The organism is Pseudomonas aestiva (assembly GCF_039908605.1).
In the GTDB taxonomy this organism is placed as follows: Bacteria; Pseudomonadota; Gammaproteobacteria; order Pseudomonadales; family Pseudomonadaceae; genus Chryseomonas; species Chryseomonas aestiva.
Map to the genome: position 1 here is coordinate 4,427,237 of NZ_CP150916.1, position 19,443 is coordinate 4,446,679.

The 19,443-nt window shown below is 66.4% G+C and carries 16 protein-coding genes; 4 read left to right on the forward strand and 12 right to left on the reverse strand.

Features of this window, described 5'->3' with window-relative positions; all coding sequences use genetic code 11:
* Together AABM56_RS20535 and AABM56_RS20540 are read right to left on the reverse strand one after the other, a co-directional pair.
* On the reverse strand, positions 1–1,257 hold the full coding sequence (locus AABM56_RS20535) for a metallophosphoesterase (RefSeq protein ID WP_133863061.1): 1,257 nt from the start codon (positions 1,255–1,257) through the stop codon (positions 1–3).
* Between the two features lie 10 nt (positions 1,258–1,267).
* Complete coding sequence (locus tag AABM56_RS20540) at positions 1,268–2,896, reverse strand: glycosyltransferase family 39 protein (protein WP_166655945.1); 1,629 nt, start codon at positions 2,894–2,896, stop codon at positions 1,268–1,270.
* A gap of 258 nt (positions 2,897–3,154) precedes the next feature.
* Between AABM56_RS20540 and AABM56_RS20545 the strand changes: the two genes are divergently transcribed.
* From AABM56_RS20545 to AABM56_RS20555, 3 genes are all read left to right on the forward strand, one after another.
* Entirely contained in the window at positions 3,155–3,682 is a 528-nt protein-coding gene (locus tag AABM56_RS20545; RefSeq protein WP_059313387.1) for a DUF3455 domain-containing protein, read from the forward strand.
* Positions 3,683–3,767: 85 nt separating this feature from the next.
* Positions 3,768–4,295, forward strand: coding sequence for a sigma-70 family RNA polymerase sigma factor (locus tag AABM56_RS20550; protein ID WP_133863059.1), 528 nt, complete (start codon positions 3,768–3,770; stop codon positions 4,293–4,295).
* Positions 4,292–5,002 carry an anti-sigma factor gene (locus AABM56_RS20555; RefSeq protein ID WP_133863058.1) on the forward strand — a complete coding sequence of 237 codons (711 nt, stop codon included), beginning with the start codon at positions 4,292–4,294 and terminating at the stop codon, positions 5,000–5,002. Before AABM56_RS20550 ends, AABM56_RS20555 begins: the two co-directional genes overlap by 4 nt.
* A gap of 9 nt (positions 5,003–5,011) precedes the next feature.
* Here the strand turns inward: AABM56_RS20555 and AABM56_RS20560 are convergent, their stop codons facing one another.
* The 9 genes from AABM56_RS20560 to AABM56_RS20600 all read right to left on the reverse strand — a co-directional run bounded on the left by AABM56_RS20560 (position 5,012) and on the right by AABM56_RS20600 (position 16,034).
* A complete protein-coding gene (locus AABM56_RS20560) occupies positions 5,012–5,770 on the reverse strand; it encodes an SDR family oxidoreductase (RefSeq protein ID WP_133863057.1) in 759 nt (252 codons plus the stop codon).
* Positions 5,771–6,020: 250 nt separating this feature from the next.
* Complete coding sequence (locus AABM56_RS20565) at positions 6,021–7,742, reverse strand: aconitase family protein (protein ID WP_133863056.1); 1,722 nt, start codon at positions 7,740–7,742, stop codon at positions 6,021–6,023.
* Positions 7,743–7,744: 2 nt separating this feature from the next.
* Positions 7,745–8,461, reverse strand: coding sequence for an ABC transporter ATP-binding protein (locus AABM56_RS20570; RefSeq protein WP_007162636.1), 717 nt, complete (start codon positions 8,459–8,461; stop codon positions 7,745–7,747).
* Positions 8,458–9,333 (reverse strand): ABC transporter ATP-binding protein, encoded by an 876-nt coding sequence (locus AABM56_RS20575; RefSeq protein WP_133863055.1) that lies wholly within the window; start codon positions 9,331–9,333, stop codon positions 8,458–8,460. Before AABM56_RS20575 ends, AABM56_RS20570 begins: the two co-directional genes overlap by 4 nt.
* A complete protein-coding gene (gene livM / locus AABM56_RS20580) occupies positions 9,330–10,610 on the reverse strand; it encodes a high-affinity branched-chain amino acid ABC transporter permease LivM (protein WP_133863054.1) in 1,281 nt (426 codons plus the stop codon). The genes AABM56_RS20575 and livM overlap by 4 nt, the downstream gene beginning before the upstream one ends.
* Before the next feature lie 4 nt (positions 10,611–10,614).
* Entirely contained in the window at positions 10,615–11,529 is a 915-nt protein-coding gene (locus AABM56_RS20585; protein WP_007162639.1) for a branched-chain amino acid ABC transporter permease, read from the reverse strand.
* A gap of 96 nt (positions 11,530–11,625) precedes the next feature.
* On the reverse strand, positions 11,626–12,747 hold the full coding sequence (locus tag AABM56_RS20590; RefSeq protein ID WP_058792644.1) for a branched-chain amino acid ABC transporter substrate-binding protein: 1,122 nt from the start codon (positions 12,745–12,747) through the stop codon (positions 11,626–11,628).
* 494 nt (positions 12,748–13,241) lie between these two features.
* A complete protein-coding gene (locus AABM56_RS20595) occupies positions 13,242–14,519 on the reverse strand; it encodes an FAD-binding oxidoreductase (protein ID WP_263259638.1) in 1,278 nt (425 codons plus the stop codon).
* A gap of 24 nt (positions 14,520–14,543) precedes the next feature.
* Complete coding sequence (locus AABM56_RS20600) at positions 14,544–16,034, reverse strand: aldehyde dehydrogenase family protein (protein ID WP_133863052.1); 1,491 nt, start codon at positions 16,032–16,034, stop codon at positions 14,544–14,546.
* 113 nt (positions 16,035–16,147) lie between these two features.
* On the opposite strand from AABM56_RS20600, the gene AABM56_RS20605 reads away from it, so the two are divergent.
* Positions 16,148–17,032, forward strand: coding sequence for a LysR substrate-binding domain-containing protein (locus AABM56_RS20605; RefSeq protein ID WP_133863051.1), 885 nt, complete (start codon positions 16,148–16,150; stop codon positions 17,030–17,032).
* A gap of 214 nt (positions 17,033–17,246) precedes the next feature.
* Here AABM56_RS20605 and pnp read toward each other — a convergent pair whose 3' ends face one another.
* Positions 17,247–19,349, reverse strand: a complete 2,103-nt coding sequence (gene pnp, locus AABM56_RS20610) for a polyribonucleotide nucleotidyltransferase (protein ID WP_133863050.1) — start codon at positions 19,347–19,349, stop codon at positions 17,247–17,249.
* Between the last annotated feature and the right edge of the window lie 94 nt (positions 19,350–19,443).

Genomic DNA, 19,443 nt, shown 5'->3' on the forward strand with positions numbered 1-19,443 from the left:
TCAGGCGATCCCCAGCTGCTGGCGCAGTCGCGCCAGCACGCCCTCTTCCGCCACCGCCGGCAACTGCGCGGTATAGCCGCCAAAGCCGGCGAAGCGTGTGGCGAAATCCACCTCGAGCACGAATCTGTTGTCGAACTGCGGCGAGGCCAGGGGTGCCAGCACCTCGGCTGAATAGGTGTCGCGCGGATCGCTGCCCAGCCGCACCGGCAGGTCGCCGCTCTGCTGCCGATAGGCGACCCAGGGCGAATAGGTGAAGGCCTCCAGCCGGCCCCGCGCCAGGTCCAGTTCCAGCAGCCGCAGCAGGCCGTTGCCGCCGGCGTATTCGGTCTGGTAGTTGATCAGCAGCAGATCCACCGGATGGCCCAGGTCATTGGTCAGCCGCAGATGACCGCTGCCGTGGTTGTGGCCGTTGAGGGTCAGGAAGATCTGGTCGTTGCGGCGGATCAGCCGGTTCCATAGCCGCACCCCGGTGTCGTTGCGCCGGGTGGAGAGCACGGCCTGGCCGTTCACCAGGTCGACGATGTTGTGCGAGGCGAGGATGGTCGGCAGGTGCGGATAGCGATCCAGCATGCCCTGAGCCCAGTCCAGACTCTGGTCCGAGGGGCACCAGTCCAGGGTCAGCAACAGGAAGCCCTGCCCCAGCGCCGAGAAACGATGGGCCTCGTTGAGGCCGGTGACATCGCGCTCGATGAAGGTGGCCTGGCGCGCCGCTCGCTCGCGGCCGAAGTACTGGGTGAAGAGTTCGCGACCGTCACGCAGACGATCCTCGGTGTAAAGTTCGACGACATCATGGTCGCCGGTCATGACGCTGTAGGGCACCCCGGCCTGCTCCAGCCGTGCCATGGCGTGACTGGCCAGGGCCCATTCGCCACGCTGCTCGGCGTTTTCCACCAGATCGCCCAGGTGCACCACGAACGGCAGGTTCAGCGCCGCGGCGTTGTGCGCCAGCCAATAGGTCTGGGCATGAAAGGCCAGTGCCGGCGAATAGCCCAGATGACCATAGCGCTCCACCCGCCGGCCATTGGGCAGCATCTCGTGGTTGTTCTCGCTGTAGTACTGGGTATCCGGCAGGACACCGAGCAGGAAGCTGCTGCGCGACGGCAGCGGCGCCAGCGGCGCGAAGGCATGCCGTTCGAACCAGAGTGCGCGGTGTTCCGGCAGGCCGTAGCGCTGGGTGGGCTTGCAGGCGGCCAGCAGCGGCAGACCAGCCAGCGCCAGGCACAGCCGGCGACGTTTGAAATCGGGTGAATCGGTCATCACAGCGGCCTCAGGGCAGGTAGTAGGCCTGCCAGCGGTTGTCGTTGAAGCGGCCTTCCAATACCGGTCGGCGGCTGGCCAGCGGAGTGCCGGCCAGGGCCGCCTGGCTGTCGGCGTCGAGCAGCACATAGGCGGGTCGGGCGACCTGGGCGAGCTGCGCCGCCTGGCCGATATCGAGGAAGGTCGGCAGGGGCACGTCGTAGTCCAGATTCATCAGGTAGCGAAAGGCCTTGGTGTCCTGGCCCAGGCCAAGGAACACCAGTTGCCCGGGCTCCCCCTGGCGCAGACTTTCCAGGCGGGTAACGAAGGCGCGGGTGTCGTAGCGCAGCGCCTGCATCGGATCCAGTGCCAGCACCACCAGCAGCCATTGCGCCAGGGCTGCCGCGGCCAGGGGCATGCCCAGGCGGAAGGCGCCGCGCTCGCGCCAGGCGGCCACCAGGGCGAACAGCGTCAGGATGGCGAAGGCGCCCAGCAGGAAGCGCAGATCCAGTTCAGGCCACCAGCCCGCGGCCTGCAGCTTGGGTTGCTGCAGCTTGACCAGCACCCCGAGCACCAGCGGAAAGATCACCAGCAGCGGCAGGAACAGCCGCCGTACCCAGGCCAGGGCACCCTGCCCCTGCAGCAGCACCCAGGCGCCGAGGGCGGCGCAGGCCGGGATGGCCGGCAGGATGTAATAGGGCTTCTTGAAGGTGGGTATCGACAGGGCCACCAGGATCAGCGTGGCGAAGCCGGCCAGCTGGAGCAGCAGGCGGCTGTCCGCCTGGGTCTGGCGCAGTCGCCAGTGGTGCCTCAGCGTCGGCAAGGCCAGCAGTGCCAGGGGAAAGGCCGGCGCATAGCGATAGAGCCCCAGTTGCAGGAAGTACCACCAGGGATAGCCGGCGCCGTCGGTGTCGTCCAGCCGCCCGGAAACCTGCATGCGCAGCACGTCCTCGACGAAGACTGGGCCGCCGGTACGCCAGGCCAGGCCGAACAGCAGGGCGCAGCACAGCGCCAGCACCACGGCGCCCACCAGCCCGTAGCCGAAGCTGCGCCGCCAGTCACCTTGCACCAGCCAGTAGACACAGACCACGCCACAGGGCTCGATCAACCCCAGCGGTCCGCGCACGGCGAAGCCGGCGGCCATGCACAGGAACACCAGGCCGCGCCGCCGGGACAGGCCGCGCTGGTCGGCGCTCCACAGCAGATAGAAGCAGCCCAGCGCCGCCAGGGTGACGAACTGATCGAGGCAGATCGAACGGGCCTTGGCCAGGAAACCGTTGGTGAGCAGCAGCACCAGCACTGCCAGCAGGCCCCAGGCGCGGGACCGTTCGGCCAGCAGACGATAGAGCAGACCGACGATGGCCGCCGAGGCCAGCGCGGTGGGAATCACCGTGGCCAGGCGATTGACCTCGCCGAACAGCTGGGCGAAGACGTCTATCAGCAGCGTCGAAGTGGCGGGATAGTCCGGATAGGGCTGTCCGTAGCTGGTCGGGAAGGCACTGGCCCCGTGGCGAAACATCTCCTGGGCGAAGAGTGCGAAGCGGCCGTCGAAGCCAATGAAGGGCTGCTCCCACAACCCCAGGGTGAACAGGGGCACCGCCAGCAGACACAGCGCCAGACTTTCCAGGCGCAGGCGCGCCAGACTCGGGATGGACGACACGCGGCAGGACTCCGGCAGGCTGGGAAGGACGGGCTCGCGCCTCGGCACCACTATCGCCGAACAACCTTAGGGATCGCTGAAACCAGGCTGACGGCAGGCTGACAGGAACCCCAGGACAGAGCGGTTCGGCGATGAGGCGGTCGCGACTATGCCGCTGAATTGAAGATTTTTCATGACAGCTGCATCCAAAACGCCGGCTGCCGGGTATAGCCCCTACAGTCCAGCCGACTGTGCCCCCTCTCAATCCGGAGCAAGCGCATGAACAACACCTCCAGCCGTTGCAGCATCCTGGTCCTGACCGCCCTGCTGAGCACCCCGCTGCTGGCCCAGGGCGAGTTGCCCGAGGCCGTCCGCGTGCCCGCCGGCAACAGCCTGATGCTGGAAACCGTGGGCAAGGGCACCATCGTCTACGAATGCCGCGACAAGAAGGACATGCCCGGCCAGACCGAGTGGTTCTTTGTCGGCCCCAAGGCCGACCTGCATGATCGCCAGGGCAAGCAGGTGGGGCGCTACTACGGTCCGCCGGCCACCTGGGAAGCCGCCGACGGCTCCAAGGTGGTCGGCAAGCAACTGGCCATCGCTCCCGCCGGCGCCGGCAACCTGCCCTATCAGCTGGTGGAGGCCGCGCCCGCCGAGGGCAAGGGCGCCTTCCAGGGCACCACCTACATCCAGCGCACCGCGCTCAAGGGTGGTGTCGCGCCGGCCAAGGCCTGCACCTCGGCCAACAAGGGCGAACAGCAGACCGTGAACTACCAGGCCGACTATCTGTTCTGGAAGAAGGGCTGAGGTCCAGGGGACAGCCAGGAGCGGATCGGCTAGGCTCGGCCGATCCGGTCGCCACCCTGGCGTCCCCAGCCTGGCGCGCGCCCTCGTGACCGAACGTTCCCCTGATCCAGCCACCCTGCTCGCCGCCTGTGCCCGGGGCGAGCGCGCCGCCCTGCAGCGCCTCTATCAGAACGAGGCGCCGCTGTTGCTGGGTATCGTCCTGCGCCTGGTACGCGATCGCGGGCTGGCCGAGGACATCCTCCACGATGCCTTTCTGCGCATCTGGCGCGGCGCCGCCGGGTTCGCCCAGGAGCGCGGTTCGGCCCGCGGCTGGATGTGCAGCGTGGCCCGCAACCTGGCGCTCAACGCCTTGCGCGATCGGCAGCGCCTCGTGCCCCTGGCGGACGGCTGGGAACCCCTGGCCGAGTCTGCCGATCCGGCGCGAGAGGCCGACGGTCGCCGCCTGGAGGGCTGCCTGCAGAACCTGGAAGCACCGCGGCGGGAGGCCATCCTGGCCGCCTACCTGGACGGCTGCTCCCATGGCGAGATCGCCCAGCGCCTGCAGGCACCCCTGGGTACGGTGAAGAGCTGGATCACGCGTGGTCTCAAGGCGCTCAGGGAGTGCATGACATGAACAGCGACGCCACCCTGCCCCCGGACGAAGAACGCGAACGCCTGGCCGGCGAATACGTGCTCGGTACCCTGGACGCCGAAGAGCGTCGTCGCGTGGAGTCTGCGCTGGCGACGGACGCCCTGCTGGCCGCCGCCGTGGCGCGCTGGGAGGCGCGCCTGCAGCCGCTGGCCGAGCGGGTGCCACCCGTCGAGCCCGGCGCGAATCTCTGGCCGCGCATCGAGCGCAGTCTGGGTGAGGCCGACACCCGGGTCGTCATCCGGCGCGAGTCGCTGTGGCAACGGCTGGCGCTCTGGCAGGGTCTGAGTGCGGCAGGGCTGGCCGCCAGTCTGGTGCTCGCGGTGCTGCTACTGCTGCGCCCGGTACCCACGCCAAGCTACCTGGTGGTGCTGGCGGCGCCCAGCGATCGCACGCCCGGCTGGGTGATCCAGACTGCCAGCGCCCATGACCTGCAGTTGATTCCGCTGGGGCGCGATGCCGTGCCGAGCGGCAAGACCCTGCAATTCTGGACCAAGGCCGATGCCTGGCAGGGCCCGGTATCTCTGGGTCTGGTCCAGCCTGGGCGTACTCTGCAGGTACCGCTGGACCGGCTGCCGCCGCTGGAAGCCAACCAGTTGTTCGAACTCACCCTGGAAGACCAGGGCGGCTCGCCCACCGGCCGACCCACCGGGCCGATCCAGTTCATCGGCCGGGCAGTGAAGGTGCTCTAGCGAGCGCCCTTAACTCTGGCGGTGGATGTTGAAGTTGTTGAACGCCTGGCAGGTCGCCATCAACTGGATGCGGTTGATGTTGACGTGCCTGGGCTGGTTCAGCGTCCAGTGGATGGATTCGGCGATGTCGTCCGGCGTCAGGGGCTCGGTTCCGGCATAGACGGCATCGGCCTTGGCCTTGTCGCCACCGAAGCGCACCACCGAGAACTCGCTTTCCGACAGCCCGGGCTCGATGTTGGTCACCCGCACCCCGGTACCGAGCAGGTCGGATCTCAGGCTCAGGCTGAACTGCTTGAGGAAGGCCTTGGTGGCGCCATAGACGTGGCTGCCCGGATAGGGATAGTCACCCGCGACCGAGCCCAGGTTGACGATGCCGGCGCCGGCGCCATGGGCGATCAGTCGCGGCAACAGCAGACGGGTGCAATAGAGCATGCCCTTGATGTTGGTATCGACCATGGTGTCCCAGTCGTCCAGGTCGCAGCTCTGCGCCGGCGTGTTGCCCAGCGCCAGACCGGCATTGTTGACCAAGGCGCGCAACTGGTTGAATTCCTCCGGCAGGCCGGCGACCGCGGCTTCCACGGCCGCGCGATCCTGGACGTCCAGCACCAGCGGCAGCACCTTGGCCTGGCCGGACAGTTCCTCGGCCAGGGCGTGCAGGCGATCCTCGCGGCGGCCGGTGATGACGATCGACCAGGCGTCCTTGGCGAAGCGGCGGGCAGTGGCGGCGCCGAAGCCGGAGGTGGCGCCGGTGATGAAGATCGAAGACATGAAAGATTCCTTCTGCGAGGGAGTTTGGCCGAGGCCCACGATAGCTCAGGGTCATTGGTCAGGCGAATACTCAGATCACCGGGAATCCAGCGGATCAGTTATAACGCCTTGGAATTGCACGGTTTTCCGCGAACTGGCGAATTTTTGAACAGTTTCCGCCAGGCCAGGTGCGCTGGGCCTCACGCCCGGCTATGCCAAGCTTATCCACAGGACGATCCACGGAATTCCTGTACAGAACTCGGACCGGGCTTCAGGTGGATAAGTCCGCGCGGACCAGCCAGGCGGGCGGCTCGGCCGGCGCCAGTCCGGTGCAGGCCGCCTCGACACAGGCGGCGAGGCCGGCGAAGCGCAGCTCGCGACCGGTAAGGCCCGGGCCGTAGTGGGCGAACTTGCCGGAATTGGTCAGCAGGGTACGGGCCGCGGGCGGCACCAAGGGCTCGCCGAGCATGCACCAGCAGGTGTCCCCTACCAGCTGGGCGCCGAAGGCTTCCAGCTCGGCCAGGCTACCGGCCCGTTCGGCCGCGGCGCGCACGTCTCGCCCCAGGGTGATCACCAGGGCCACCGCGGGATGCCGCTGCCGGCCGCGGCAGAGCTCGGCCAGGCGCTGGCATTCCTCGGCGGAAAAATGTGGATTGCCCAGGGCCACCAGCTGCACCTCACGCGCAGCGGCGCTGTCCAGTTCGGCCCAGGCCTGGCGCAGGTCCGCCAGATCTATGTCCTCGACCTCCAGCTCGGGCGCCGCGACCGCGGCCAGGATCGGCGCCTCGGGCGTCACCCCGACCAGATGGAACAGCGGCGCCGCCGAGGTGGTGGCGAAGGCGGCGCCAAAGGCCTTGAGCTCGTCGCGGCTGGGCTGGGCCTGTTCCAGCCCGAGCACCGCGGGGATCCGGGTGGGCGAACGCAGGCCGATGCAGTAGCCGAGCAGCGGATAGAAGGCGTCGTCATGACCCTCGGGTACGCTGATCCGGAAGACCTTGCCCGCGCGGCGGCCGCTGTCCAGATGGCAGCCGGCCAGGGGTGCTCGACCGGTCAGGGCGGTGCAGATATCGAGGAAGTCGGCGTACTTCTGGGTACGCGCCCCCAGCACGCTGTTGGCGAAGACCACGGCATTGGATTCGGCCCAGACCACCTGCTCGCCCAGGATCGGGGCGCTGTCCAGCAGATAGGGCGCACAGGTGAAGGTGGGACGGCAGCCCAGGGCCACATAGGCCTCGGCCAGGGCGCTGGCCGGTTCGCCCAACGCTGGATCCACGCCCTGCGCGCGCCAGCGACGCTGATCCACCGATACCGCATTGAGGCTGGTGGGCACCCGTACTCGACCGCCCCACTCCACCAGTCGCTGGGCGAAGGCCAGGCTGGCCGGGCCGGTGTAGATGCAGCCGTCGATATGGGCCTGGGTGATGTCGAGCAATTCGCGAGCGCCCTGCAGGTGCGCCATGCGCACCAGGATCTTCATCGCCGCCTGCACGGCCTGGCCCTCGGCGCCCGCCAGCTTGGCTCGGTCGGTCGCGCTGAGCTGCAAAGCGGCAGGGGCTTCGGTAGCGGTGCCGGGAAAGCGCTCTCCGGGCGCGCCGACCCAGCCATCGTTTACCGCGATCTCGTCCTGCCCGGCGAGGGCCGCGAAGGCCTCGGCGCCCAGGCTGACGACCGGCAGGGAGCGACCGAAGAGTTCTTCCGCGACGATGGCACCCAGGCTGAGGATCTCGTCCGGCTCGGCCAGCAGCAAGGCTGCCGGCCCGCGGCCCGCCAGCAACAGCTCCAGCAGCACGGCGCTGCCGGTGCAGGAACCACGACCGCTGGGAATGGCGAGGATGCGTCCGGCCAGTTCCAGGCCGTGCAGGGGATGGTGGCGATCGATCACCCGGCCGCTGGCCGGATCGACGCCACCCCAGAAACTCAGACCCAGGGGCGCCCAGGCCAGGCGTCCCCGGGCCTGGCCCGCGACCAGACAGCGACCGCGGACCGCCGCCACCGCTAGTGGCCGCCCAGGTAGGCTTCGCGCACCTGGGGATTGGCCAGCAATTCCTGGCCACTGCCGCTCATGCGGATCTCGCCGGTGACCATCACATAGGCACGGTCGGACAGGCGCAGGGCATGGTTGGCGTTCTGCTCTACCAGGAAGATGGTCATGCCGCTCTGCGCCAGCTCGCGCAGGATCTGGAAGATCTGCTTCACCACGATGGGCGCCAGGCCCAGGCTGGGCTCGTCGAGCAGCAGCAGCTTGGGTCGCGCCATCAGCGCCCGGGCGATGGCCAGCATCTGCTGCTCGCCGCCGGACATGGTCATGGCGCGCTGGTTGCGGCGCTCCTTGAGGCGCGGGAAGAGCTCGAACATGCGCTGCATGTCCTCGTCCACCCAGCGGGTGCCGATGGGGATGGTGCCCATCAGCAGATTCTCCTCGACCGTCATGTCAGGGAACACATGGCGCCCCTCCGGCGACTGGGCGATGCCGTTGGAGGCCACGTAGTGGGCGTTCTTGCGGGTGATGTCCTCGCCCCGGTAGAGGATCTGCCCATTGCGCGCCTGGGGCTGGCTGAAGATGGACATCAGCAGGGTGGACTTGCCGGCGCCATTGGAGCCGATCAGGCTCACCGTCTCGCCTTCGTTGATGGACAGGGAGACGCTCTTCAGGGCCTGGATCGGCCCGTAGAAGACGTCGACGTTGCGAAATTCCAGGATCGGCGTGGTCATGCCACCTCCTCTTCTTCGGCGCCGAGGTAGGCGGCGATGACCTTGGGATCGTTGCGGATGTCGGCTGGCAGGCCACGGGCGATGACCTGGCCATGATCCAGCACCACGATGTGGTCGGAGATGTTCATCACCATGCCCATGTCGTGCTCGATCAGCACCACGGTGATGCGGTGCTGGTCGCGCAACAGGCGGATCATCCCGGCCAGGGCTTCGGTCTCGGCCGGGTTGAGGCCGGCGGCGGGTTCGTCCAGGCAGACGATCTCCGGACGGGTACACATGGCGCGGGCGATTTCCAGACGGCGCTGCTGACCGTAGGAGAGTTCGCCGGCCAGGCGGTTGGCGTGATCCACCAGGTCCACTACCTCCAGCCAGTAGAAGGCCGTGTCCAGCGCCTTTTCCTCGGCGCGGCGATAGCCAGGGGTGTTGAGGATGCCGGTGATGAGGTTGCGGTTGCACTGCATGTGCTGCGCCACCAGCAGGTTCTCCACCACCGACATCTCCTTGAACAGGCGGATGTTCTGGAAGGTGCGGGCGAGACCGGCGCGGTTCACCAGGTGGGTGCCGCCGAACATCTTGTACCAGAGCCGGCTGCCGAACTGCACCGGATTGACGAAGTCGGCCGCCTGGAAGCGCTCGCCCATGATCTTGCCGACGCGGGTCGAGCGACCGTCAGCGGTGTCCAGGCGGATCTCGCCATCGGTGGCCTTGTAGAAGCCGGTCAGGCAGTTGAACACCGTGGTCTTGCCGGCGCCGTTGGGGCCGATCAGCGCGGTGATGGACTGGCGCTGGATCTCGAAGCTCACGTCCGAGAGGGCCTTGATGCCGCCGAATCTCATGCCCAGACCCTTTACGGTCAGAATGTTGTCGCTCACGGCGCCACTCCCTTGCGAATCGCGAAGCCACTGCGGGCGATACGGATCAGGCCACGCGGCCGCCACATCATCATCACCACCATGAGCACGCCGAACACCAGCATGCGGATGTCGCCGAATTCACGCAGCAGTTCGAACAGCAGGGTCATGACGAAGGCCGAGACCACCACCCCGACGGTGGAACCCAGGCCGCCCAGCACCACGATGGCCAGCACCAGCACCGACTCGAAGAAGTTGAACGAGGCCGGGTTGATGAAGCCTTGGTAGGTGGCGAAGAACACCCCGGCCAGGCCGGCGGTGGAGGCACCGATCATGAAGGCCGAGAGCTTGACCAGCACATGGTTCAGGCCCATGGCGCGGCAGGCGATCTCGTCTTCGCGCAGGGCTTCCCAGGCGCGACCGACCGGCATGCGGGTCAGGCGGTGCTTGATGTAGAGCACCAGCAGCACCACCAGGAACAGCACGGTGTAAATGAAGATCATCGTCGCGTTGGGGTTGTAGCTGATGCCCAGCAGCTCATGGATGGGCACTCCGCCCTCCTTCGCCCGACGCCCGAATTCGATGCCGAAGAAGGTCGGCGAAGGCGCGGCGATGCCGTTGGGGCCCTTGGTCACTTCCAGCCAGTTGTTGAGCACCAGGCGGATGATCTCGCCGAAGCCGAGGGTGACGATGGCCAGGTAATCCCCGTGCATGCGCAACACCGGGAACCCCAGTATCGCCCCCGCTACCGCGGCCAGCACCGCGGCGAGCGGCAGCATGGTCCAGAAGCCCAGGCCGAGGTACTGGTAACCCAGCGCCAGGCCGTAGGCGCCGATGGCATAGAAGCCGACGTAGCCGAGGTCGAGCAGACCGGCCAGGCCCACCACGATGTTCAGGCCCAGGCCCAGCAGCACGTAGATCAGGCAGAGGATGATCACCGTCAGCCAGTACTTGGTGGCCAGGAAGGGAAAGGCGATGGCCACCAGGATGATGATGGGCAGGATGAATCTGAGGTTGGACTTGTGTCCCGGCGGCAGCACGTGGACGCCACCGTCGTTGCGCTTGAAGGACTCGATCCAGTCGCGGCCCTTGGCGGTCTGGCCGAACAGGCTGAGCAGGAAGCGACCGGCCATGACCACCGCGACCATGATGCCGACGCGGCCGGGTTGGACGTTGTAGCCGTAGCCGTCGAGCACGATGCCGACGATGGGGCCGAACAGGATCAGCGAGACCAGGCCGACCATGAAGGTGTCGCGCAGCACGACCTTGAGATCGAAGGAGGAAGACGTCTGACTCATGGATTCACACCTTCGTGACCTGGGGTTTGCCGAGCAGCCCCTGGGGCCTAAAGATCAGGATCGCCACCAGCAGCGAAAAGCTGAAGACGTCCTTGTAGTCCGAGTTCACCAGGCTGGCGAACTGGGCTTCGGAGATGCCGAGGATGATCCCGCCGAGCATGGCGCCGGGCAGCGAACCGATGCCGCCGAGCACCGCCGCGGTAAAGGCCTTGATGCCGATGATGAAGCCGGCATAGAAGTCGAAGGTGCCGTAGTTGAGGGTGATCAGCACCCCGGCCAGCGCCGCCATGGCCGCGCCGATGATGAAGACGTAGGAGATCACCCGGTCGGTGTTGATGCCGAGGATCTGCGCCATCTTGCGATCCTGCTGGGTGGCCCGGCACATGCGACCGAGGGTGGTCTTCTGGATCACGTAGGTGAGCAGCCCCATGCCGATGATGGAGGCCAGGATGATGAAGATCTTGGTGTAGGTGATGATCACGAAGCCTTCGCCGATGTGCAGGCGCAGGGCGCCGTCGAGCAGCGTCGGTACGCCCTGCTGGCGCGCGCCCTGGGCGAGCTGCACGTAGTTCTGCAGGATCAGCGACATGCCGATGGCCGAGATCAGCGGGGCCAGGCGCGTGGAGTTGCGCAGCGGCTTGTAGGCGATGCGCTCGATGGCCCAGCCGTACACGGAGGTGACCACCACGGTAAAGATCAGGGTGCCGAGGATCAGCACCGGGAAGGAATGCAGGCCGAACACGCTCAGCAGGGCGATGCCGATGGCGGCGAGATAGGCCGACACCATATACACGTCGCCGTGGGCGAAGTTGATCATGCCGATGATGCCATAGACCATGGTGTAGCCGATGGCGATGAGTCCGTAGACCGAGCCCAGGGTCAGGCCGTTGACCAGTTGTTGCAGGAAGATACCGTCCACGTTTGCAGTCTCGCGCTGGATGGATGACGAGGGCCGCCAGCCACCGCCTCGTCCTGGGGCGGAGACGAGGTGGCGGCTGGCGGATTCACGCGAGGATCAGGGCAGCTGGTGGTACTTGCCCTTGTCGTCCCATTCGTACATCACGTAGTCGGAGACCTTGAGGTCGCCCTTGCTGTCCCAGCTCTTCTCACCCAGTACGGTGTTGACGCTGTGGGACTTCAGCCACTCGGCGGCCTTGGCGCCGTCGGTGCCCTTGATGCCGTTGAAGGCGGCGGCCACGGCCTGCAGCGAGGCGTAGGAGTAGAGGGTATAGCCCTCGGGCTCGTAGCCGGACTTGCGCAGGGTTTCCACCACGGTCTTGCCGGCGGGGTTCTGCAGCGGGTCGGCGCCGAAGGTCATCAGCACGCCCTTGGTGTACTGGGCGCCACCGGCGGTGGTGACCAGGTCGGCGGAGACGATGCCGTCGCCGGAGACGAACTTGGCGGTCACGCCCTGCTCGCGCATCTGGCGTACCAGCGGACCGGCTTCGGGGTGCAGGCCGCCGAAGTAGACCACGTCGGCGCCGGAGGCACGGATCTTGGTGACCAGGGAGTTGAAGTCCTTCTCGCCGCGGGTCAGACCCTCGTAGAGCACCTCTTTCACGCCGCGCTTGTTGAGCTGCGCCTTGGTGGCGTCGGCCAGGCCCTGACCGTAGGTGTCCTTGTCGTGGATGATGGCGACCTTCTTGGCCTTGAGGGTATCGACGATGTAGTCGCCGGCCACGATGCCCTGCTGGTCGTCACGTCCGCACATGCGGAACACGCCGGTCAGGCCACGCTCGGTGATCTTGGGGTTGGTGGACGCCGGGGTGATGGAGATGATGCCGGCTTCGTCGTAGATCTCCGAGGCGGGCATGGTGTTGGAGGAGCAGAAGTGGCCGATCACGGCCTTGACCTTCTCCGAGTCCACCAGGCGGTTGGCCACGGCCACGGCCTGCTTGGGCTCGCAGGCGTCGTCGCCCTGCACCAGCTTGATCTTCTCGCCATTGATGCCACCGGCGGCGTTGATGTCCGCCGCGGCCTGGGTAGCCCCCTTCCAGAACTGCTCGCCATAGGCGGCACTGGCCCCGGTGTAGGGACCGGCGACACCGATCACGATGTCGGCATGCGCCAGGGAGGAGAGAGTGAACGCAGAACCGATAGCGAGAGCCAGAATGCCTTTTCTGTAAATCTTCGACATGGGAGGTGTGCTCCAGAGGGTGGTTGGCCTGTTCGCCGGAGCAAAGCCTGTGCCATCACCCAGCTGTGTACCGGGCGCAAAGGCCATTTGCCGCCACCGCGATGAGCCAAAACCTTCGTTTGCAGGCGGCGAGGGCTGCTGCCAGTGGACTCGACTGCGCCTTAGACTTTTGTCTTAACTGGCTCATTAGTCTGGATAATTCTGCAAAGCGGTAGCAGCGGAACAGGCAAAAGGCAGCGGTTTGTTACCAGATAGCAACCCGGTTGCACCTGTTTCGCACCAAAACGTAACACCGTCCCCACACTGTGCCACCAAAGTAACCATGATCCTGCGGCCTCAGGCCCCTGGGAAATCCGCCGTTCTCTCAGCCTGCTGGCGGTTATGAACAGCCATGAAAAAGCGGCCGACTTGCACAGGTCTAGATGCGCAAATCGGCCGCTTCGGGGCGTTATCGCCTGGCCCGAGGGCCGGTGACAGCGGGTATGGCGGGGTCGCTAGAGCACCACGCGCAGGCACTGCCCCGCGTGATAGAGGGTGAAGCCGGCTTCGTACATCAGACTGCGCCACTGGCCGACCGGATTGGCATCCAGCGACGCCAGGGGCAGCGGCAGGTCGTGGCGATCGCCACTGCACAGATAGCGGGCAAAGGCCTGCCCCACCACCGTGCCCGTGGTCACCCCGCGACCGTTGTAGCCGGACACAGCCAGCAACCCCGGCGCCGGCTCGAACAGTCGCATCAGATGATCGGGCGTGAAGCCGATACGGCCCGTCCAGTTGCACTCCCACTCGACCTTCCCGAGCGCCGGGAAATAGTGTCGCTGGATACGATCGGCCCAGGCGCGGATGAAGCCGGCCGGCCGCCCCGCCATGTTGCCGAGACTGCCTAGCAGCAGACGGCCATCGGCATCGCGGCGGATGCTGCTGAGCACCGTCCGGGTATCCCAGGAACCACGGCCCTTGGGCAGGATGAAATCCGCTTCCGGACCGAGCGGCCGCGAGGCCACCTGGTAGTAGTAGCCCGGGAAGAATTGCGTCCGCAGGGTGGTCCACTCGCCTTCGGTGTAGGCATTGGAAGCGATCACCACCTGGTCGGCGGTGACTCGTCCCTGTGGGGTTTCCACCTGCCAGCGTTCGCCGACCCGCTGCAGGCGCTGTACCGCGCTCCGCTCGAACAGCTCGCCGCCTTCCTGACGCAGCGCCCTGGCCAGGCCCAGGGCATAACCCATGGGCACCAGGGTGCCAGCGCGATGATCGAGCAGTGCGCCACTGATGTCGCGCGTGCCGCAGGCGCTGTAACAGGCATCCCCTTCCAGCAGCTCGACCCGGGCACCGCGCCGCTGCCATTGCTCGGCACGCTGCCCCAGATCGGCCAGGCCCTTGGCGCTGTGCGCCATGTGCAGGGTGCCGGCGCGGCGCGGCTGGCAATCGATGCCATAGCGCTCGATGAGACCGAATACCTGACTCGGCGCATCGCCCATCACGCCCAGCAGGCGCTCTCCGACCTCCGGCCCCAGGGTCGCCACGGCTTCGTCCGGCGAGATCCACATGCCGGCATTGACCAGCCCGACATTGCGTCCGGAGCCGCCATGGCCGACGCCATGGGCTTCCAGCACCACCACCCGCCGCCCGGCCTGCGCCAGGTGCAGGCCGGTGGACAGGCCGGTATAGCCACCGCCGATAACGCAGACCTCGGTGTCACGCTCGCCCTGCAACGACGCCCCCGGCACCGCCGGATACAGCCGCTCCCACAGGCACTCTTCACGCAACTGCATTCTCTGCGCTCCTGGCGGACCCACTCAGTCGAAGACGATGCCCTGGGCCAGCGGCAGTTCGCGGGAATAGTTGACGGTGTTGGTCTGGCGGCGCATGTAGGCCTTCCAGGCGTCGGAGCCGGATTCGCGACCGCCACCGGTTTCCTTCTCGCCACCGAAGGCGCCACCGATCTCGGCACCGCTCGGTCCGATGTTGACGTTGGCGATGCCGCAGTCGCTGCCGGTCGCCGACATGAAGGCCTCGGCCTCGCGCACGTCGGTGGTGAAGATGCAGGACGACAGGCCCTGGGGCACGGCGTTGTTCAGCGCCACCGCCTCGTCGAAATCGTCATAGATCAGCACATAGAGGATGGGGGCGAAGGTCTCATGGCGCACCGCCTCGCTCTGCTCGGGCATCTCGACGATGGCCGGCGCCACGTAGTAGGCCTCGGGATACTGCTCAGCCAGCTGACGCTCGCCGCCGTAGACCACACCACCCTCGCCACGCGCCTGTTCCAGTGCACCCTGCATGGCCTGGAAACTGGCCGCATCGATCAGCGGACCGATCAGGTTGCCTTCCAGCGGATGGCCGATGCGGACTTTGGCATAGGCGGTCTTCAACCGGGCGACGATCTCGTCCTTCACCGAACGGTGGGCGATCAGCCGGCGCAGGGTGGTGCAGCGCTGGCCGGCGGTACCGACGGCGCTGAACAGGATGGCGCGTACCGCCATGTCCAGATCGGCGCTCGGCGCGAGGATCATGGCATTGTTGCCACCCAGCTCAAGGATGCTGCGGCCGAAGCGCGCTGCAACCCGCGGTCCTACCTCGCGACCCATGCGGGTGCTACCCGTGGCGCTCACCAGCGCCACCCGCGGATCGTCCACCAGAGCCTCACCGGCGGCGCGATCACCGACGATGACCTGACTCAGATCGGCCGGGGCATCGCCAAAGCGCGCCAGGGCCTTCTCGAACAGCGCCTGGCAGGCCAGGGCGGTCAGCGGGGTCTTTTCCGAAGGCTTCCAGATCACCGGATTGCCGCAGACCAGGGCCAGGGCAGCGTTCCACGACCAGACCGCCACCGGGAAGTTGAAGGCACTGATGATGCCCACCACGCCCAGCGGCTGCCAGGATTCGCGCATGTGGTGACCGGGACGCTCGGAGGCGATGGTCAGACCATAGAGCTGGCGCGACAGGCCAACGGCGAAGTCGCAGATGTCGATCATCTCCTGGACTTCGCCCAGGCCCTCCTGGGTGATCTTGCCGGCTTCCCAGGACACTAGTTCGCCGAGATCGGCCTTGTGCGCGCGCAGTTCTTCACCCAGCAGCCGCACCAGTTCGCCCCGGCGCGGCGCCGGTACCGCGCGCCAGGCCTGGAAGGCGCGCTCGGCACGGGAGATCTTCTGCTCCACTTCGGCGGCGCTTTCCAGGGCGACGCTGCCCAGTTGGCTGCCATCGATGGGGGAATGCACCCGGTGCTCGCCTTGGGTGTAGTGCTGGGCAGAAACGCCGAGGCGTTCCAACAGGGCCTTGCTCATGCTGAGGTCTCCGCGGAAAGGGAATCGTCCCTGAGTATGGTCAGCCCAGCGGCGCCGGACAACCGACCTTTGCTCGGCATATCATTCCCTTTTTTCATGCCGCGAGTCCGCTCATGCAACGCCGCCACCTGCCGTCCATCACCGCCATGCAGTGCTTCGAGGCGGTCGCGCGTCATCTGAGCTTCACCCGCGCGGCCGACGAATTGGCGCTGACCCAGAGCGCCGTCAGCAAACAGGTCGCCCAGCTCGAGGACCTGCTGCAGCACAGTTTATTTCGCCGGGTCCGTCGCCGCCTGCAGCTTACCCCGGCGGGCGCCCTCTACCTCGCCGAGGTGGACAAGATCCTCAATCAGCTGGAGATGTCGGCGCGCTATCTGAGGTCCTATGGCGGCGAGACCGAGGTGCTGCGCGTGGCCACCCCGCCGACCTTTGGCGAGCGCTGGCTGGTGCCGCGGCTCAAGGGCTGGCGCCTGCGCTTTCCCAACATCCACCTGGATGTCTCCAGCGCCCTGGAACCGGTGGACTTCCGCGACCCCCGCCATGACGTGGCGCTGTTCTACGGCCACGGCAGCTGGCCGGGCGCCGAGTGCGAATTGCTGCTGCACGAGCACATGGTCGCGGTCTGCGCGCCGGACCTGCTACCCGCCGAGGGCATCGCCGGACCCGAGCAACTGGTGGACTTCGTCCTGCTGCAGAACACCACCCGCCCGGAATCCTGGCACGACTGGTACGCCAGCCTCGGGCGCGACGAGGTGCACAGCCACCACGGCCCGCGCTTCGACACCTTCACCCTTTGCGCCCGCGCCGCCCAGGAAGGCTGCGGGGTGGCCCTGCTCCCGGAATTCCTGGTCGCCGAAGAACTGGCTTCCGGTCGCCTGGTGCTCGCCTGGCCCCATCGCCTGGCCAGCCCCCATGCCTACTGGCTGGCCTATCCGGAACAGATGGCCGAGGTGCCCAAGGTGCGCAGCTTTATCGAATGGATTCGCGAGAAGGCTTGATGCACTGGCCAATCGTGACCATGGCGGTTCGCAGGTGCGACCGCTTGCCGTTTGCTGATCGCGGCCATGGGCCGCTCCTACAAAACATCACTCTCTGTAGGAGCGGCCGCATCGGCGGACCGCCACGGCCGCGATGAGGATATCCACCGTGAACTTCATCCCGCACCAGAAACGAAAAACCCGGCCGAGGCCGGGTTTTTTATTCAGGATCGTCTTAGACGCCGGAGGCTTCCGCCGCCGCCACATCCTTGATCGACAGCTTGATGCGACCGCGGTTGTCCACGTCCAGCACCAGCACCTTCACTTCCTGACCTTCTTTCAGCACGTCGGTGACCTTCTCGATGCGCTGATCGCTCAGCTGCGAGATGTGCACCAGGCCATCCTTGCCAGGCAGGATGCTGACGAAGGCGCCGAAGTCGACGATGCGCTCCACCTTGCCGACGTAGATCTTGCCGATCTCGGCCTCGGCAGTGATGCCCAGGACGCGCTGCTTGGCCGCTTCAGCGGCTTCGCGAGTCTCGCCGTAGATCTTGATGGTGCCGTCGTCTTCGATGTCGATCGACGCCTTGGTCTCTTCGCAGATACCACGGATGGTGGCGCCACCCTTGCCGATCACGTCGCGGATCTTGTCCTGGTCGATCTTCATCGCCAGCATGGTCGGGGCATTTTCGGACAGCTCGGCACGCGACTCGGAGATCACCTGGTTCATCTGACCCAGGATGTTCAGACGCGCTTCCAGCGCCTGCTCCAGAGCGATCTCCATGATCTCTTCGGTGATGCCGTTGATCTTGATGTCCATCTGCAGGGCGGTGACGCCCTTGGCAGTACCGGCCACCTTGAAGTCCATGTCGCCCAGGTGATCTTCGTCACCCAGGATGTCGGTCAGGACGGCGAACTTCTCGCCTTCCTTGACCAGACCCATGGCGATACCGGCAACCGGGGCCTTGACCGGCACACCGGCATCCATCAGCGCCAGAGAGGCACCGCAGACCGAGGCCATGGAGCTGGAGCCGTTGGACTCGGTGATCTCGGAGACTACGCGGATGCTGTAGGGGAAGGCGTCCTGGGTCGGCAGCATGGCCTGGATGCCACGACGGGCCAGACGGCCGTGACCGATCTCGCGACGGCCCGGGCTGCCCATGCGGCCGCACTCGCCGACCGAGAAGGGCGGGAAGTTGTAGTGCAGCATGAAGCTGTCACGGCGCTCGCCTTCCAGGGTGTCCAGCAGCTGCGAGTCACGGGCGGTACCCAGGGTCGCGGTGACCAGGGCCTGGGTTTCGCCACGGGTGAACAGTGCCGAACCATGGGTCTTCTTCAGCGGACCGACTTCGATCTGCAGCGGGCGAACGGTGCGGGTGTCGCGACCGTCGATACGCGGCTTGCCGTCTACAATGTTCTGGCGCACGGTGCGGTATTCCAGCAGACCGAAGGTCTCCTTGACCTCGGCTTCGCTGTACTGACCGTTCTCACCGGCCAGCTTGGCGATGGCCTGGTCACGCAGGGCACCCAGGGCCGCATAGCGATCCTGCTTGATGGTGATGGTGTAGGCACGGGACACGGCGTCGCCGACTTCGGCCTTGACGGCTTCGATCAGGGCGGTGTTCTCGGCAGGCGCCTGCCAGTTCCAGGTCGGCTTGCCGGCTTCGGCAGCGAACTGGCTGATGGCCTCGATGGCCACCTGGAATTCTTCGTGGGCGAACAGCACGCCGCCCAGCATCTGGTCTTCGGTCAGCTCGTCGGCTTCGGATTCCACCATCAGCACGGCGTCACGGGTACCGGCCACGACCATGTCCAGGCTGGAGCTCTGCAGCTGCTCGTAGCTGGGGTTCAGCAGGTAGCCCAGTTCGCTGTGGTAGCCCACGCGGGCGGCGGCGATCGGACCGGCGAAGGGGATACCGGAAATGGCCAGGGCGGCGGAGGTGCCGATCATGGCGGCGATGTCCGGATCGGACTTCTTGTTGGTGCTGACCACGGTGCAGACCACCTGGACTTCGTTGAGGAAGCCTTCGGGGAACAGCGGACGGATCGGACGATCGATCAGGCGCGAGGTCAGGGTTTCCTTCTCGGAAGGACGGCCTTCACGCTTGAAGTAACCACCGGGGATACGGCCAGCGGCGTAGGTCTTCTCCTGGTAGTGCACGGACAGCGGGAAGAAGTCCTTGCCGACGGCGGGCTGCTTGGCACCGACCACGGTGACCAGCACGCTGACGTCATCGGTGGAGACCAGCACGGCACCGGTCGCCTGGCGCGCGATGCGGCCGGTTTCCAGGGTGAAGTTCTGCTCACCGAACTTGAATTGCTTGATTACTGGATTCACAGTCTTTCCTTCTCTTTATTGCCTTGGGGGAAACAGGGGCGACCAGAGGGATTCGGACCCTCGCTGATCTCCGGGGTGACGCAGGCCGATTCTG

Bases quoted from the DNA above. Each gene is read 5' to 3' on its own strand.
- AABM56_RS20595 (WP_263259638.1), bottom strand. From the start codon at position 14,519: ATGCAGTTGCGTGAAGAGTGCCTGTGGGAGCGGCTGTATCCGGCGGTG.
- AABM56_RS20535 (WP_133863061.1), bottom strand. From the start codon at position 1,257: ATGACCGATTCACCCGATTTCAAACGTCGCCGGCTGTGCCTGGCGCTG.
- AABM56_RS20545 (WP_059313387.1), top strand. From the start codon at position 3,155: ATGAACAACACCTCCAGCCGTTGCAGCATCCTGGTCCTGACCGCCCTG.
- AABM56_RS20605 (WP_133863051.1), top strand. From the start codon at position 16,148: ATGCAACGCCGCCACCTGCCGTCCATCACCGCCATGCAGTGCTTCGAG.
- AABM56_RS20570 (WP_007162636.1), bottom strand. From the start codon at position 8,461: ATGACCACGCCGATCCTGGAATTTCGCAACGTCGACGTCTTCTACGGG.
- AABM56_RS20555 (WP_133863058.1), top strand. From the start codon at position 4,292: ATGAACAGCGACGCCACCCTGCCCCCGGACGAAGAACGCGAACGCCTG.
- AABM56_RS20600 (WP_133863052.1), bottom strand. From the start codon at position 16,034: ATGAGCAAGGCCCTGTTGGAACGCCTCGGCGTTTCTGCCCAGCACTAC.
- livM (WP_133863054.1), bottom strand. From the start codon at position 10,610: ATGAGTCAGACGTCTTCCTCCTTCGATCTCAAGGTCGTGCTGCGCGAC.
- AABM56_RS20560 (WP_133863057.1), bottom strand. From the start codon at position 5,770: ATGTCTTCGATCTTCATCACCGGCGCCACCTCCGGCTTCGGCGCCGCC.
- AABM56_RS20590 (WP_058792644.1), bottom strand. From the start codon at position 12,747: ATGTCGAAGATTTACAGAAAAGGCATTCTGGCTCTCGCTATCGGTTCT.